Genomic DNA, 16,835 nt, shown 5'->3' on the forward strand with positions numbered 1-16,835 from the left:
GTTGATATCTCCCAGCTGATTTGCATAAGCTTTGGATGTACCGAAAGTACCATCCTCATTTACAGTTGGGATAGCAGGGTTAAAACGCAGTGCTGAGAACAGTAATCCGGTCTGAGAGCTTAAGTTATCAAATGAGTTGCTTTCACCGTAAGTCAGCTGTAAGTTCTGCCCCACTTTAATCCAGGGCTTAAGCTTGTGCTCAGAATTGATCCTTGTGCTGAAACGTTTAAAGTATGCTTTATCAATAATTCCTTTTTCATCATAATATGACGACGAGAAGTAATAAGTTGAAGCCTCATTTCCACCCTGGATACTGATATCAGCGTTATTTACCTTTCCTGTTCCCAGGATTGCTTTCTGCCAGTCGGTCCTTTGTGTAGAATAATATGGATCATTCCAGGGTGCTTCAATTGCCACGTTATCATTTGTATATCTTTCTCTTTTCAGGGTATACAGATCAGGAGCGGTAAGCAGGTCGATATATTTCGTTGAATTGGAAATACCTGTGTAGGCATTGATCGTAGTTGTCAGTTTCTGACTGTAAGTACCTCTTTTGGTAGTTACAAGAACTACCCCATTGGCTGCCCTCGTACCATATATCGCACTCGAAGATGCATCTTTTAAGATCTCTACCGACGCGATATCGTTTGGATTCACATCACTCAATGCATCCGGATTACTTGAAGGTACTCCGTCAATTACTACCAAAGGATTGGCATCGTTGATCGTACCCGTACCACGGATCCTGATACTTGATGCGGCACCGGGTGAGCCATCATTCCGCACAATATTTACACCACTTGCACGGCCATCAAGCGCCTGCGTTACAGAACTGACAGGTAAGTTCTGGATGTCGCTTCCTTTTACGCTGGCAATTGATCCTGTAACATCGATTTTTTTCGTGGTTCCGTAACCTACAACTACAACTTCGTTCAGGTTTGCATTGGTTTCTGCCAGCGTCACCGTGAAGCTTGTCCTGCCACCGATCTGAACGATCTGTTTTTCATATCCTATATAGCTGATCTCCAGCACGCCATTATCCGGTGCTTTGATCGAAAATTCGCCGTTGGCATTTGTGGTCGCCCCCACATTTGTTCCCTGGAGTTTGACACTTACACCGATCAGTGTCTGCCCATTTTTATCCACTACTTTACCGCGTATGGTAAGCTGGGCGTTTATGTTTTCAGTATCATAAAATACCACTACATGATCATCGGCTATCTTATAGGGAAGCTTGTTATCAATAATTGCGGCCAGAATCTCATCTACGCTGGCATCTTTCACCTGCACATTTACTTTACCCAGCTTTTTGATACTGGCATAATTGTAAAAAAAGCGGTAGTCACTTTCTTTTTGGAGCTGGGTCAGTATACTGCTTACCTCAGTTTGTTTCAGATCGAGTGAAAACTTTTGCTGGGAATAAACATGTGCAGAAACCTGCATGCATGTGACCATTACGAATAATAACGCTACTTTCATTAGCAGGATAAATTTGAGGACCGGCCCTGCACAACGCACAGGAAAGTCTCTTTTAATTTTTTTCATGAGATTAAAATTGTTTCCCAAAGGTGCTGAAGCCCGCCAAAACTATCATTTGATAGCTCCTGCAGGTTTCCTTACCTTTGATAAGAAAATTAAGGAATGGAGTAAGCCCATTAACATACTTACTCCTGTGAATTTGCCCGTATTTTTGAGGGGAAGAGTTGCAGCTCTTCCCTTGTTTACAAGGATTTTCAGGAATCTGATAAGTAGAGTTTTTCCATGGTTCGGTTTATGGTTAATTGGTGAGTTGTTTGTTTGATGAGCTGGTGGTTCCTATTTAATGATTATTGGTGTAAAATGTGAATTATCCGTCCCTCTTTCCTGAAGTTGAATGGTGTTGTCATTTTGATAATGCCAAGTGCCTCTTCAAGTGGTTCATTTTCGAACACACCGCTGAGCTGTTCAGTTTTAAGTGCCTGACTGTCAAATACAAACTGCACATTATATTTTCTTTCCATTTGTCTGGCTACAGCTTCAAAGTTCTCATTGATAAAGACCAGTCTGTTGGTTAACCAGGCGGTCTCTTTGAAATCTTCAGGTTTGATATTTGGCAGTTTTTTCAATTGATATTCTGTTCTGGCTTCTGTATTATTAACATTATCGTCAGCCGGAAAAGATTCGTTCATTACTATTAGTTTTTCGTTCGGCAGCAAAATAATATTTTTCTCCGGTTTGTCCTTTAACTCCACCTGTACCTTTCCCCTTAATAAGGTGGTTTCAGTATTTTTATCATCAGCATAGGCCTTCACATTAAATATTGTTCCCAGAACCTTTACCGTAAGCTGCTCTGTGACGACTAAAAATGGCCTTTTGAGGTTCTTTGTCACTTCAAAAAAGCCTTCTCCTTTCAAATTTACTTCCCTGCTGTTTTTGGCAAAAGACTTTGGCCAGCTGATACTGCTGCCTGAATTGAGTTTTACCTTAGTTCCGTCAGGCAAAGTTAATTCTCTGGTCTTGCCAAAAGGAACATAGATTTTGTTCATTACCATTTCATCAGCAGAACTGCCCGACCGGTTGCTGGAGTAGAAGTAAAAACCTGTCAGACAGACTATCAGTATAGCAGCAGCAGCAGCCATCCAGATCCTGTAGCCTCCTGTACTTTTTTCCTGAGCTAATATTGTTTCCTGAGCAGCAGCTTGTGCATCAGCTGCTTCAAATTCCCCTATATGGTCCCAGAGCTTAGCCAATCCCAAATTCAGATCTCTTTCCTCAAATCTACCCGCATTCTCTTTCGCTTTCAGCTCCAACGCATTTGCTACGCCCTGCATCTTTTTATATTCAGGAAACTGATTTAAAAAGACTTCAAGCTCTTCCAGTTCTTCTTTTGTGGCAGATTTTCCGATGTTTTTAGCCATAAGCTCAATAAATCTGGATTTTCCCATAAATATTTGTCTGTATCTCTTATAAAGACACGCGAGGATCCACATATTCTTAAAGGAATTTAAAATAAAATGAATGTAAAACGAATTAGCTGTTTAAACCTAAAGCAGAATCGAGTTTTTTAAGTGCAATAGCAAGCTGCGCGAATACCGTTTTGGGGGAAAGACCCAGAATGGAAGCAACTTCATTACAACTGAGGTCATCTTCTTTCACCATTTTAAAGATCAGTTTACAGCGTTCCGGTAACTGATTCACCGCCTTCAAAACGTGGCCGGACAGGTCTTTACTGATCAGCAGCTGCGAGGGATCTACTGATAGCTGAAAATAATAAGCTTCAAACACTTTCTGCTCATTGTTCTTTTTTGAAGATACACTTCGCAGGTGATTAAGACACATGTTTTTAATGGAAGTGTAGAGATAAACCTGTGTATTGCGAATTTCTCCCAGATTCCTTCGCCCTACCCAGAGCCTGATCAGTACGTCATTAACAATCTCTTCTGCAGCTTCACCGTCATCCAGAAAGGAATAGGCAAACTGATACAGCCTGGCTATATATTGTTTATACAATTCATTAAAGGCAGATTCGTCTTCGTCAATATGAATACGCCTGATCAGGTCTTGTATAGTCAAATCCTATGATTATTAATTATCAATCAATAATATTAAAAATAAATCGCTTTTGGCAGGAAAAATGAAAATTTGAACATACCGGCTTAGACTTGCTTTAAAGGCGTTATACCGATCAATTACGGTTACAATTGATCAAAATAGAATGAAAGGCTATCCCTATTCAGTTTATCGCTGATCATAGAAATACGCCATTGATCTGGTTATCCTAAAAAGTTTTCCACCGGTATATAAAAAATTAAAATTTTTATTTATACTTGTTTTATGGGCAACACTAATACAATTTTTTTTCAGATTGGTTATCAGTTAGGACATATGGTGATCTACCTGTTACCAACCATTATTACAATTTCGTTAATCGCTGTTCTATTACGCAGTTTCAATCGTAAATAAGTTTCTAACAGCAACTGCTTCTCAAATGGATTACAATACATTTGCAACGCTTTTGCGGTGGTCCATATAGTACATCCCTCTCTCTCCCTTATTAATTAACCGAACCTTATCCAGGTACTTCTACCTTTCTACTCAACTTCTACAAGGATCAGTTGTCCCTTTACAATATTAAATAAATCATTTCTTAATCAGTAATTCACTTTGTTATTTATATTTAATTTATAAATTAGCTGCGACATCTCATTTACAAAATAAAAGAATGTCTCAACAATTAAAACCAGATATATAACTCAAACAATGAAGAAATTATTTATGATTGCTGCATTCGGATTTGCAGCCCTGCATTCCTACGCCCAAACTGAAAAAGGAAAATTCATGTTGGGAGGTAATGTTACCTTCAATTCTCAGGAACAGGATAATAATTATAAAAACACATACTATGCCATTCTGCCCAGTGCCGGCTATTTCCTAGCAGAGAACCTTGCTCTGGGAACAGGAATTGGTTACAGCTACAATAAAACCCGCAACATTTATCTTTTTGACAATAATATTTTCCAGTATACCACTACCAAAGATCAGGCATTTGTATTTAATCCTTTCTTAAGAAAATATGGCAGGATAACAGAACAATTCAAATACTTTGGCCAGTTGTCCCTGCCCATGTCTTTCGGAAATACAAAAGCTAAAGAGATAAACGTCGGTAACGGCAGTTATCATGATGTGAATACGTATCATAATCTTGGCGCCACACTGGCACCCGGACTCGCATTCTTTCCATCGAGGAATTTCGGTATCGAATTTTCTGTAGAAGGTATTGGCTATCATTATATCAAAACCACTCCTGAAGCTGGCCCTTCTGTTTCCTCCCATGACTTTAGTATCAGTACGGATTTATTCAGCCCAATAATTGGTATCCAATATTATTTTTAACTGTTGCTGAACAAATCAAAAAATGAAAAGAATAATAATTAGTATGGCATTTTTGGCCACAGCATTGTGTAGTAAAGCACAAACCGAAGCAGGAAAATTTGTTGTTGGAGGTGATGTTGAATTCAGTTCGGCCAAAAACGATGGTTCATTTTCCAGCACCAGAGGCTTACTATTGCTTCCAAACGCAGGTTATCTGATTGCAGACAATCTGGCTATCGGGGCGGGAATCGGTTATCAGTACAGCAGATACAGGCAAAATACTGGTTCCGATGTAGTAAATGAAAACCCTTTATCCAAAAACCACGGTATTATCTTTAATCCATATGTTCGTAAGTATATCAATATAGCCGAACAATTCAAGTTTTTCACGCAGTTATCGGGTTATTATAACCGCAGTAAATCCAAATTTGAATCCGGAAATAATTATACAATTAATGATTATAAGGTAGACGTTTATGGTGGACAGCTTTCTCCCGGACTTGTTTTCTTCCCTACATCTAAATTTGGGATTGACTTTGCCCTGGGGGGCATCAGCTATTACTATAGCCGTATAAATTATAATGATTCTCCAATCGGAGCCAGCATTAAAAGCTTCAGTGGCAGCTTAAATTTTACGGCACCAAGAGTTGGCGTTCAATACTATTTTGAATAATCATCAGCAATTGTATTAACCTTGATACGGATGAAAGCTTAATACCATATTGAAACTTTCGGCTGAGATAGCATCTTCATAATTTAGTAAATTTAAGATTATCATTTTTTTGAAGAAATGATAATCTTAAATCTAAACTTATGAAAGCCAAACATTGGATCACAGAACTTATTATATTTCTTCTTGCTGCGCTGTTTATCTACACAGCGGTTGACAAGCTCCTGCAATATAACAGGTTCGTCTGGCAACTCGACAACCAACCATTTGATAAGAGACTCAGGCCTATTCTGGCACCTGCACTGCCGGCGGTTGAATTGTTACTGACCATTTTATTACTATGGCGCAAAACCAGTTTAATAGGGCTATATGGCGCAGCTATCTTACTAAGCATTTTTACCATCTATATCGCATTGGTTACCTTCAAATTTTATGAACGTATCCCCTGTTCTTGCGCTACAGCTTTCGAAAATCTGAGTTGGCCGGTACATCTGCTTATAAATACCGTTTTTTTGTCAATTGCCGTAATTGGTATACGCCTGGCAAAACAACAAAGCGAATAAAGATATCCTGCTACCAGCAGGTCTGGGAATGCCCAAACCCTGAACACAAATGCGGGTTCATTTTTAAATTAAACGTTATGATTAGTAATAAAGCAAATCTCTTACAGAGAGTCCGTGTGATTACGATCGCACTGGTAACAATCGTAGGTTTCGGAACAATAGCGATGAAACCCACGCAAGCTTCTTTTCAACATCAATATGGAGTTGCGGAAACAGCCGATGGATCCCAGTGGGAAATCCAGGCTGACGTTACAGATCCCACCAGTAGTTATATATGTAATGACGGTTTCAATACTGCATGTGAAATTGGATCAAATTTGAACCTAAGTCCAGGTGATCTAATTCCAAAAGATGAATCTCAAACTTTGCAAAAAGGGCGTTTTGAGCCATTGTAGTTGAGTGCAGTAGGATGGAAATAAACACCAGCAGTATAGCTACTGCTGGTGTTTAAGATTAATTAACATCCAGCTCTTTTTCAATAGCTGCAATCAATCTGCTCATATCTCTCAGGGCTCTGCCATCTATGTTTGCAATTTTTCCTTTTCTGGAAATAACAAGGGGTCTTGGGTAACCCCGGACATTATAATACTTAATGATTTCATGATTGTATCCCTCGTTATTTGTATATAGATTAATCACCTTCCGGGATGTGTGTTTGCCTTTACTTAAACTCTCTTGCCATATCTCCTTTTTATCCGTCGAAATTGTGATAAAAACTATATTGGGATTATCTGAATATCTTTCCTCAACCTTAGACAGGACCTGATCATAGTAATCCATACAAGCACCACATCCTGTATACCAGAAATCAATAAATACAACCTTTCCCTTATAATCATTTAGCTTTACCGTATTACCTTTTGCATCCCTCAGAGAAAAGTTATATGCAGTACTTCCAATCACATTATTTTCAAAGAATTTAACTCTGGCACGTATTGATTTGTCACTGATAATTTTCAGTGACTCTTTCAGGCAGTAGTCCAGATCACCGGCTATTAAACTCCAGTACCTGGTAATGTAATTTAAAATCAGTTTGTCCCGCAGTGGTACATTATCCACTTCCTTAATATAATTGAAAAAGATTTTGAAATCAATATAGCCTGACTCCATCATTGTTTTTGCGCAAAAGTAGTTTAACAAAAACTGGTTGTATTCCTTGGATTCTGACAGAATGTTATCTGGCACATTCTTAGTAAAGTCGTACGTAAAACGGTTTTTAAAGCTATCGGAAAGTTTTTTATACGACACCGTATCACTTTTTGATTTCAATGACCTGAACAAGTCACATACCAATGAACAAATATCTTTTCCTGCACGGCCTAATACATCTGCATGCAGCAAATTATATGAGTAGGCAGACATTTCAGGTTTGTATTTTTCAATAACGTGATATAACCTGTTAATCTGCCTGATCGTAAAATTGGCTGTATCGTATTCTATGCCATTAATAAATGCAGACTTTCTCGATTTATCATCCAGGCCAACCGTTTTAAATTCATTTTTACAATTGTATTTTGCCGAGCCGATACCAGAAAAATGGATATCATAATTTTGTGGGTACTTTACTGGCTTAATCAGGATCTTGATAGAATCGCCTGGCTCAAAAAAGTATTCGTCACAAACTATGATGCCATTTTCTGTATGGGATAACATAACAGAAAAATAAAGTGGCTTGTTCTGCGCTTTCAGGTCAAAAAAATAGGTATTTCCATTTTTTATTTTTGATGTCACGTTCTTCTGTCCCGTCCTGGCTGCGTCATGGTGATAAACTCCCTGCTCATAAACTAGCAGATAAGGAACATTTTTTATGGCCTGGTCTAAAACGATCTCGAAAGAAACATTTTTATTATTAAAATGTGGCCTCTCAATTGATTTGGCCTTTGCATATACGGTCAGGAATATCATTAGTGTTATGGTTATTATTTTCATTATCTGTCATTTATAGTTATCTGTTATTCTGTGGAATATCATTCATTCTGATCTCACTATCCGGAATTGGCAGTGCATACCGGGGGTCATTTGGCGGAAGCTGATAAGTCACACCCTTAACTGTCCGGGTAAGCGTTTTTGCAAACTGAGGATCTTGATTTAGCCGCCTTAAATCAGACCATCTCAGGTTTCTGAATAAACACTCTTTCCTTCTTTCAGTCAACACAAGACTAAGCACGTCTGGCACTGAAGAAGCATCAAAAGGCATGTATGAACCGGCCTTGGCGCGTTTGACAAGCAGGGTATTTAATGCTGTCAGTGCCGCAGGATTATTGCCGGTCCGTGCTTCACACTCTGCCTTTACCATATACACTTCAGCAGTGGTAAAGCCATTAAACGCATAAGGGCTTGCACTGTAGAAGCCTTTAAATACAACTGCTTTTGATGCTGCATCTTCAGTAAAAAACAAGGATCTTCTTAAGTCGTTACTGGCATATGATAAATAGAAATCCCGTTCAACCTGCCATGACCTGTCGTTGTAATACAATTGGATACCAGTATAAATCACTTCATCGTTTAATGGGCTGAACGGAAGGGTAGAGCCTGGATTAAAGGAATTATAGTCCACTAAACTATTGTAATGCTTCAGGCATTCATCCGCATATTTCAGGGCTTGACCGTAATTCTGCATGATCAGGGTTGCCCGAGCCATTAACGCATAGGCAGCTGCTTTGGTAGGTCTGTTCCTGTTCGTCTTTAATACAGTTGCCGGCAGCAATCGCACCGCCTCATCAAGATCTTTTAAAATCTGCTGGAAAGTTTTCAGAACTGAAGCACGGAGCGTCTTTTCCCGGAGATTTGTATTTAACCGCAATGGTATACCTAAATCATGATCTGCTGAACCCGGCTTATATGGCTGCCCGTAAATTTCCTGCACATCATAAAATGCATTTGCACGACAAAACAATGCCCAGCCTTTCAGAACATCCAATTCAGCGGAAGGCTGGGATTCCCCCAGCTTTTCTATCCCTTCGAGGACAATATTCGCGTAATAAATTTTCTGATATGGATTGTTCCAGTTGGATGAATTCAGTCCTTCGTTCAAATCTTTACTCCAATGATAGGCATCCCTGACAAATAAAACCTGCGTTTCCCATAATGCATCAGGCAGGTAGAGATCATCCGACCCTATCTCCCCCAAAGCTGGTGCGCTGATAAACATCAGCTCATTCTCCAGCAGCGCCTGATAATCCGCCACACTGTTCGGAACAGACAGACTCTTATCCGGCACAGCATCCAGGTATTTGCCGCAGCCGGTTACAAAGAACAACACGAATAAAAACAGGATCAACAGGTATTCAGAAAGCATTAAATTTTTCATAATGTCATATTTAGATTTACAAATCAATTTTAAGCCCCAGGGCAGTGCTCAGTGGCAGTGGATAAGCAGATACATCGGGGTCCAGTCCAGCATGGTTTGCCCGCCAGATTATACCCAGATTACTTACATAACCGTACAGCTGGATGTTCCTGAAAGGCAGCATGGGTACCTGCTTTTTAGATAAACCATAGGAAAGCTGAACGTCCTGCAAACGTATATGGTCGCCCTTCTCAATCAAGGCAGCAGACTGCAGGTAAAAGTTATCTCTGTTTGCATTCGCAGGATAGACCATCGAAGGCACATTCGTAATGAGTTCATCCCCTGCTTTCTGCCATCTTTTTGAAAAATCACTATGCCCCGTTCCCGAAGTACCACTAAAAAGACTGCTGTAATTCATCGACTCCCTTCTGAACCGATAACCCAGTTTATAGATCAGATTAAAAGAAAGAACAAGGCCCTTATAAGAGAAACTATTTAGTAGGCTCCCAAAGACAGGCGGTGACGAAGGCCCTTTATATTCCAGATCGAGGGGATTGGTTCCCCTAACCATCGATGCGTAGTCTTTGCTTACCACACCATTCAGATAGCCTTGAGGATCGCCCGTCTGTCCATCAAGCCCGGCCCATTTGTAGACATAAATACCGCTCATATCTCTACCCACTTTCGGCACACTGCCAGAGATATAATCAGGATTGCTCAAAGGCATTACCTGATAATCGGTTATCCAGCTTTTGGTGTAAGAAAACAGGCCCATTGTATTCCACTTGAATACACCATTCAGTGCCTGCGCCTGCAGAGTCAGATCGAGGCCCTTGCCTTTCATCGAAGCCGTATTTCCCCTGAAACTCGCATAGCCACTGGTTGGTGCCAGCAGGGCATCCCCTATCAGATCCTTCCCGTTCTTGCGGTAATACTCAATACTTCCGGTCACACGGTTGTTTTTGAAACCAAAATCCGCTGCAAAATTCATCTGCCCTATCCTTTCCCAGGTAAGATCGGGGTTCGGCGGATTCAGCACAGAAGAATAAAGAGCGCCGTACCGGTTTGTTGTGGTAATTCTGGTAGTCAAATAAGCAGTAACGTTTTTGTCGATATTCCCGTTATATCCAAAAGTGGCCCGCAGTTTTAAATATGGCAGCAGGGCTGAATGATAAAAGTCCTCCTTACTTAAGGCCCAGCCCGAGCCGACGGACCAGAGAGGTGCCCATTTCTGATTCGTTTTTACACCAAATAAGTTAGATCCATCGCTTCTGGCAGAGGCTGATAAAGTATAGCGATCCAAAAAAGTATAGGCTCCATTTCCAAAAAATGAGAGCGTACGGTTTGTTAAACTGCCCATACCCAATCCCGAAGGGATCACTGCAGATGCTCCGGTAATATAATTTGGGTAGGAATTATAGAAATCAACCGGCAGGCTCGTTTCCCGCAGCGAATCATATCCGTAAAGGTTGTAACGGTTTGACAGCGTGTTCAACTCTCCTGCTTCGGCACCTGCCAGCATATTGAGCTGATGTTTTTCCTTCCAGTTCTGATTGAAGTTAAGCTGTCCGCGTAAATTCTGTGACTGGTAATTTCCATTAGCTACATTCAGTATTCCTCCCAGAGGAACAGGCCTGGTGACTACACCGGTTGCTGAATTGATCTGAGTGTAAGAGTTGATCAGGTTTCTTGTGTAATAGGTTTCCTGACTATAGTGGTTATTCGTTTCTGTATCACCTTTTCCATAACGGTATTTAAGTTCCGCGTTCAGACCTCCAATGATTTTATACTTTCCTCCCAAAGAAACCTGATAATCCACCAGATTTACTGAATTATCAGCGAAACCAAGTTCGTCCAGTGGTTTGTAGCCCCAGTCGAGTAAGTTGGAATTGGCTTTACTGCCCGGAAATCCGGTACGGTATTTTGCTATTGGCAATGCCTTCCCGTTTTCATCAGCCAGTGTGGCATAAGGATAGATGGCCCCCACACCAAATATTGGGCTCACAGCATTGTTAAGTGTAGTACTTTTTGCAAAAATAATTCCTGTGCTGATTTCCAGCCTGTGGTTCAGCAGGCTATAGGTATTACTGGCATTCATCGAGATCCTGTCATATGAGTTCCCAACTGCCTGTCCCAGATTTTTATTGTAACCGCCAGATACGTAGTACTGCTGTTTGTCACTTCCTCCTCTGAGCGATAAAGCATATTGCTGGCTTACGCTCTGCCGGTAAAAATATTTCAGCAGGTCATTCCTCAGGTCATGTTTTGCCAGTTCAGTCAACTGTGCATTGCTTTGTGCCGGAGTAATTGTACCTGCCCTGGCTTTGAGCAATATCTCTACAGCCGGTGTTAAAGCAGAAATACCATCATTAATGGCACTGTTATATTTACCTTTTTCAAACAAAAATTTCTCAGCACTGATAAAATCTGGGGCTGAGATCTTACGCTCATAAAACAGGTCGGGCTTACGGCCGGTGTTTACATTACTGTTAAAGGATACCTGTACCGGCTGATTGTATCTTCCGCGTTTGGTGGTAATGACAATCACTCCGTTGCCGGCACGGGTGCCCCAGATTGATGCCGCAGCAGCATCTTTTAAGACGGTAACGTTTTCAACATCATTAGGATTGATATTATTCAGGTCCCCTTCATATGGAAAGTTATCCAGCACAACAAGGGGCTGGCTGTTTGCCCAGATCGTGCTTTTGCCCCTGACAGCTATACCCAGTCCGTTCGTAGCCGTCACATTACCAAATAATAATGCACTGGAGACACCTTTGAGCCTGCTGATCACATCACTGGATACGCTCCTGTTGAATGATGTACTGTCCACCAGGCTGAAAGATCCCGTGGCCCTTTCTTTTGGCAGGGTCTGGAATCCTGTTGCTACGGTCACTTCATCGAGCACGCCAGTATTTGGCTGCATCGATATTTTAAAAGGACCTCTGCTGGCAGTGTTGTATGCCACCTGTATTGTAGTATAGCCTACATAGCTGATCACAAGCATACCCTGATGTGCAGCAGTAGTAAGGCTGAAAAATCCTCTTTCATCTGTGAGCACGCCTGATAGCCCTTCTGTAGTTTTCACCGTCGCGCCCTTCAAAGGCTGTCCGTCTGTATGGGAAAGCACCGTCCCCCGTAAATGCAAACCTGCCTGGGCAAATACCTGAGGGTTTGCACAGCAGTTGAGCATGAGGATAAAAAGCGTAACCGCTCTTATCTGAGTTCGAAAATTTGGACATAACAATCCCATTAAGCTGTTTTCCGCTTTCATTTTTTTCTGAAGTAATAATTATTTTTAAATGTTACGAAGCGATCATGAGGACTGTAATTTTTTTTGAGACCGTTGACCCATGATGGTTGTAAGTTATTTACCGGGAAGTAGAATTGCCTGGGCATTAAAAATACAAAGCGGCCGTCATTACCATAACCAACCTAAATACGGCCGCTTTGCAACTGCTTAATCAGGCGGTTTTGGAATTGTACGCAATGAATGAACCTTTGTTTTTTTCATTTTTGTAGGGTTTATAATTTTGTTTACCAGAAGGTTTTTTGGGCAAAGCACAGCCATTAGACATTTTGCCTTTATTTTTTTCTCATAATATATTTCGGTTACAGCCCCGCTAAAGCAAGATTTATTTAACTTACATTTGTCGCCTTACTACATTACAAGCAGTTTCCCTGACTGGTCCATCAGATAGCTGATGAGCGTTTGCTGATCTCTTATTGGTGTTCCCGTCAGCATGTGTACAGCAGTCCTGATTAAATAACTGATCACAAGTATTTCACAAATTAGGGAATTACGTTTGTTCTTAAATACGCATCATATCGCCTGAATTAAGTTTATATAGTAAAGGTAACAACATAAAATTGAAAAACAAATTTTATGAATAATTTTTAGGACAAGTTATTCATTCCATTTGAACATGGAAGAGAATACTGATTTGAATAAAAAAGAAGGCTTCAGCAACAGAATCAACCATATAATGAATACCATCGGCCTGGAGATTGCAGGCTTCGCCGAACTCACCGGCATCTCTGAAAGCCATATTTATGCTTTATCGAACGGAACAAAAGGTTTAACAACTGAAATAGCAGAAAAGATTGCTGTACCTTTGAAAATCAGGAAGACACAGATCCTCAATCCAGCTTATCTGATCTCGGATTCCATCCGTAATGCTCCTGCCGTAAAAAAGTTTCATAATACATTCAAAAAAGGCAATCCTGAATATTTCACGGAAACGAAGGCAGCGAGGAAAAGTTCCTATTTCATAGAACAGGAACTGTTACCAACAGATCTTTTCAAAGAAGAAGTATATGGATGGCAGGTTAGAGACGCCTGCGCGGAACGCGGAATAAATCTGTCGAGTAAACAAGTGTCTCAGAATCTCAACTACCTGGTCGAAACAAAGAAATTAAGGAGTGAAAAGAGAAAATTAAAAAAGAAAAACGGGGAAATGGCAGACAGAGAAGTTTATGTGTATTTCAGGGATCAAAATGATCAGTAATGCTAAATCAGGCCATACTCCTGCTGCAAAAACTTCTGCAAACCTGAAGCATCATTCGTCCCGATCATAACAGTCTTCAGTTTGCCATTTGTAGTTTTACTGTCCAGATAAGTCATCTGAACGGCTGAAGAGCCCTGAATATTATATAACATTCCCTTTGGAGTGAACCTGATTCCATAACCGTAATACCAGGGCGTATTTACAATCTTAACTTCAGTAACCGCCTGCGGCCGAATCCTGATATGTACAAGTCCAAGCCCATAGATCAAATGGATACATTCCTTGTCAGCTTTCACAGTAAGTTTATAAAAGGTAATAATCAAACCAATAAACAGGACAAGCAAAATCACAAATACAGTTGTTGGTACATGCGCCTGACCTAATCGTAAATAGGAGACAGTAATCTGAATAGGAATTAGTGTAAAAAGGACCAGCATTAACCATCCTGTCTGTGAGTTTTTGTATTGCGTATTCATCATCAATTAAATCATAATCAGCTTAAGCTAATGTAGTATCTAATTGAGATAAATCTGCTATACTCCAGCATTTTTACACCAATAACAGTAACCTGTTATTATGCGCAGCCATCCTTCCATTTACTCACTATCCGAAATTTCAGGTTCTTTCTGCTCTATAAAATTACCCAGCTGGTCTGTAAAACCAATCAAAGCTTCATGATCAGTATGCCATCTGCCATTTTCCCTCTTAATGACCCCAACTTCAAAACCGTCCCAATGTATTAAATAATGGCTTCTCAGACTCGCAATGGGAGATATCTCTATCTGTCGGTACTTCCCCTGGATTTCACCAGTAAACTCATATTTTTTCATAACATCTGGGGTTATGCTGTTAAAACAAAAACAGCCTGCTTTTGATTTGATTCAATTCCTGAAAGACTCGGAATCAGCATAAAGAGCAACTCCCCTCAGGAGTACCTGCGCTGCTCAGGCTGAGCTTCTTTCATGGTAAAATGGCCCTTCAGCTCAACCTTGATCTCTCTCGCGCTGATCTCAGCAGCAGAACTGAATTCAAAACTGAAGTTGTATTCTTCCATAGTATTCCTGATCAGCCACTTCTTCAGGGAAGGCTGAATATGGTCTATCAGGGTGTTCACATAGCTCCGGTAATTACAGAAGACAAACTTCAGCATATAGTCTTCATGCAGCAGCCTGAGATTAAAGTGTACCCTCCCCTCAAAGTAATATACAAAGCAAGACTGCTCAGGAATATTTTTGATAATTCTGCTGTTTTGTACCCACTCATCCAGAATGGATACCAGACTTTTTTGCTGGTCCTCTGTTAAATCCATACCTCAAATTTATACTAATATTTTTAGTATTACAACTTATGTGGAAAACTCATTTTTTTGCAGTTCTGCATTCTCATTCAAAAAATACTTTCAGAAAACCTTTCCGCAATTGTTTGGTTATAAGCAGGGATATCAAATAAACATCTGTCAAAACACAATCACATGGCCACAGCATACAACCTCGGGAGATTTATTGACGCGCAAAATTCAGATTACGAAACTGCATTGTCAGAAATTAGAAGTGGCAGAAAACGCAGCCACTGGATGTGGTATATTTTTCCTCAGATCCTCGGTCTGGGATCAACTGAAACATCCAGGTTTTATGCCATCAAAGATCTTGAAGAAGCACAGCTTTACCTGCAACACCCCATTCTGGGAAAGAGGATCGTTAAAATTTCAGAAGAATTGGTTGAACTTGAATCAAACGACGCCAATAAAATATTCGGCAGTCCTGATGACCTGAAGTTAAAATCATCTATGACACTCTTTGCATCAGTTACGGATACGAACCCGGTATTTGAGGCTGTACTGGAAAAGTTTTTTAAAGGAGTAAAAGATCAGAAAACTTTACAGATCATTAAAAAATAATTGCAATCCCATTAAGACATCTGCTGTATCCTGAACCTTACTCCGATAACTCAATCCAAACCGGCGCGTGGTCACTCGTCTTTTCCCAACCCCTTACATTATGATTTACTTCAGCTGCTACCAGTCGCCCTTCCAGCTGTGGACTCAGGAGAAAATGGTCTATACGTAAACCAGCATTTCTGCCATAGGCATTACGGAAATAATCAAAGAATGTATAAATTACTTCATCAGGGTGCATTGTACGCAAAGCATCAGTCCAGCCCTGATCGGTCAGCTTTTTAAAAGCCGCCCGCACTTCCGGACGGAAAAGCGCATCTTCCACCCAACGTTCCGGTTTATAGGCATCCAGCTCTGTGGGTATCACATTATAGTCGCCCGCAAGCACCACTGGACGGTCAGAAGAAAGCAGTTCTGCAGCGTGTTGGGTTAGGCGCTCAAACCAGCTCAATTTATAGTCAAGTTTGGGTCCCGGTGCAGGATTACCGTTTGGCAAATACAAACAGCCTATCACAATACCATCAGCAACAGCTTCAATGTAACGGCTATGCAGGTCTTCCGGATCTCCCGGGAGTCCGCGTCTGGTTTCCCTGATATCTCCGCTGCGCGATAAGATAGCCACACCATTCCAGCTTTTCTGTCCATGCCAGATCGCATGGTAGCCCGCATCCCGGATCGCCTGTTCAGGAAATTTTTCCTGGGGAGCTTTCAGTTCCTGCAGGCAAACTATATCCGGCTTTGTTTCTTCCAGCCAGCGCAACAGAACAGGAAGACGTCCGTTAACGCCGTTTACATTATACGTTGCTATTTTCATCAGTAAAAACCTAGGTGTGAATGTTCGGTAAACCTATAAAAATCAAGCCAGATTTACACAGGAAAATACAATAGAACAAATACCGGCAGGGAAATATCTATACCTGCTTCCCTGCGGTTCGCCGCAGAAACAAAGGGGTGTTTTGCCAAAAGGATTACGTAATTGCCCTAACCGTCAAATCTTATCTTTGTATGGTGTTTCGTCTGGATGGACTCAGCATGTGTGTTTTTAAAAATTCACGAGTGT

Annotated in this window: 16 protein-coding genes; 6 read left to right on the top strand and 10 right to left on the bottom strand. The window is 40.8% G+C overall.

The genetic code is table 11. The features are described 5' to 3' along the window. The 3 genes from ABWY16_RS09375 to ABWY16_RS09385 form a co-directional block, all read right to left on the bottom strand. Nucleotides 1–1,545: SusC/RagA family TonB-linked outer membrane protein (locus tag ABWY16_RS09375; protein WP_353904385.1), on the bottom strand; the 1,545-nt coding region annotated here is incomplete at its 3' end. Between the two features lie 281 nt (nucleotides 1,546–1,826). Beyond that, nucleotides 1,827–2,924, bottom strand: a complete 1,098-nt coding sequence (locus tag ABWY16_RS09380; RefSeq protein ID WP_353904386.1) for a FecR family protein — start codon at nucleotides 2,922–2,924, stop codon at nucleotides 1,827–1,829. Nucleotides 2,925–3,009: 85 nt separating this feature from the next. Beyond that, complete coding sequence (locus ABWY16_RS09385; RefSeq protein ID WP_353904387.1) at nucleotides 3,010–3,552, bottom strand: RNA polymerase sigma-70 factor; 543 nt, start codon at nucleotides 3,550–3,552, stop codon at nucleotides 3,010–3,012. Between the two features lie 687 nt (nucleotides 3,553–4,239). Here ABWY16_RS09385 and ABWY16_RS09390 point away from each other — a divergent pair. From ABWY16_RS09390 to ABWY16_RS09405, 4 genes are all read left to right on the top strand, one after another. Next, nucleotides 4,240–4,872 (top strand): outer membrane beta-barrel protein, encoded by a 633-nt coding sequence (locus ABWY16_RS09390; protein WP_353904388.1) that lies wholly within the window; start codon nucleotides 4,240–4,242, stop codon nucleotides 4,870–4,872. Nucleotides 4,873–4,894: 22 nt separating this feature from the next. After that, nucleotides 4,895–5,524: a hypothetical protein gene (locus ABWY16_RS09395; protein ID WP_353904389.1), complete on the top strand. Its 630-nt coding sequence runs from the start codon at nucleotides 4,895–4,897 to the stop codon at nucleotides 5,522–5,524. A 140-nt stretch (nucleotides 5,525–5,664) separates the two neighbouring features. Beyond that, nucleotides 5,665–6,084 (top strand): MauE/DoxX family redox-associated membrane protein, encoded by a 420-nt coding sequence (locus ABWY16_RS09400; RefSeq protein ID WP_353904390.1) that lies wholly within the window; start codon nucleotides 5,665–5,667, stop codon nucleotides 6,082–6,084. Nucleotides 6,085–6,161: 77 nt separating this feature from the next. Continuing rightward, a complete protein-coding gene (locus tag ABWY16_RS09405; RefSeq protein ID WP_353904391.1) occupies nucleotides 6,162–6,479 on the top strand; it encodes a hypothetical protein in 318 nt (105 codons plus the stop codon). Nucleotides 6,480–6,537: 58 nt separating this feature from the next. Here ABWY16_RS09405 and ABWY16_RS09410 read toward each other — a convergent pair whose 3' ends face one another. Genes ABWY16_RS09410 through ABWY16_RS09420 form a run of 3 tightly spaced genes read right to left on the bottom strand, consistent with a single transcriptional unit; the run spans nucleotide 6,538 to nucleotide 12,566 of the window. Then, nucleotides 6,538–7,989 (bottom strand): TlpA family protein disulfide reductase, encoded by a 1,452-nt coding sequence (locus tag ABWY16_RS09410; protein ID WP_353904392.1) that lies wholly within the window; start codon nucleotides 7,987–7,989, stop codon nucleotides 6,538–6,540. Between the two features lie 40 nt (nucleotides 7,990–8,029). After that, nucleotides 8,030–9,394, bottom strand: coding sequence for a RagB/SusD family nutrient uptake outer membrane protein (locus ABWY16_RS09415; protein WP_353904393.1), 1,365 nt, complete (start codon nucleotides 9,392–9,394; stop codon nucleotides 8,030–8,032). A 16-nt stretch (nucleotides 9,395–9,410) separates the two neighbouring features. Then, the gene (locus ABWY16_RS09420) at nucleotides 9,411–12,566 is read right to left on the bottom strand and encodes a SusC/RagA family TonB-linked outer membrane protein (RefSeq protein WP_353904394.1); all 3,156 of its coding nucleotides are present in this window, start codon (nucleotides 12,564–12,566) and stop codon (nucleotides 9,411–9,413) included. A gap of 733 nt (nucleotides 12,567–13,299) precedes the next feature. Between ABWY16_RS09420 and ABWY16_RS09425 the strand changes: the two genes are divergently transcribed. Continuing rightward, nucleotides 13,300–13,881 carry a helix-turn-helix domain-containing protein gene (locus ABWY16_RS09425; RefSeq protein WP_353904395.1) on the top strand — a complete coding sequence of 194 codons (582 nt, stop codon included), beginning with the start codon at nucleotides 13,300–13,302 and terminating at the stop codon, nucleotides 13,879–13,881. Between the two features lie 2 nt (nucleotides 13,882–13,883). On the opposite strand, the gene ABWY16_RS09430 is transcribed toward ABWY16_RS09425, so the two are convergent. From ABWY16_RS09430 to ABWY16_RS09440, 3 genes are all read right to left on the bottom strand, one after another. After that, on the bottom strand, nucleotides 13,884–14,360 hold the full coding sequence (locus ABWY16_RS09430) for a hypothetical protein (protein WP_353904396.1): 477 nt from the start codon (nucleotides 14,358–14,360) through the stop codon (nucleotides 13,884–13,886). A 117-nt stretch (nucleotides 14,361–14,477) separates the two neighbouring features. After that, nucleotides 14,478–14,711 carry a hypothetical protein gene (locus tag ABWY16_RS09435; protein WP_353904397.1) on the bottom strand — a complete coding sequence of 78 codons (234 nt, stop codon included), beginning with the start codon at nucleotides 14,709–14,711 and terminating at the stop codon, nucleotides 14,478–14,480. Nucleotides 14,712–14,806: 95 nt separating this feature from the next. Continuing rightward, complete coding sequence (locus tag ABWY16_RS09440; protein ID WP_353904398.1) at nucleotides 14,807–15,190, bottom strand: hypothetical protein; 384 nt, start codon at nucleotides 15,188–15,190, stop codon at nucleotides 14,807–14,809. Nucleotides 15,191–15,352: 162 nt separating this feature from the next. On the opposite strand from ABWY16_RS09440, the gene ABWY16_RS09445 reads away from it, so the two are divergent. Next, complete coding sequence (locus tag ABWY16_RS09445; RefSeq protein ID WP_353904399.1) at nucleotides 15,353–15,778, top strand: DUF1810 domain-containing protein; 426 nt, start codon at nucleotides 15,353–15,355, stop codon at nucleotides 15,776–15,778. 37 nt (nucleotides 15,779–15,815) lie between these two features. Here ABWY16_RS09445 and xth read toward each other — a convergent pair whose 3' ends face one another. Continuing rightward, nucleotides 15,816–16,589, bottom strand: a complete 774-nt coding sequence (gene xth, locus ABWY16_RS09450) for an exodeoxyribonuclease III (RefSeq protein ID WP_353904400.1) — start codon at nucleotides 16,587–16,589, stop codon at nucleotides 15,816–15,818. Nucleotides 16,590–16,835: the final 246 nt, after the last annotated feature.

This window comes from Pedobacter sp. (genome assembly GCF_040513095.1).
Classification (GTDB): Bacteria; Bacteroidota; Bacteroidia; order Sphingobacteriales; family Sphingobacteriaceae; genus Pedobacter.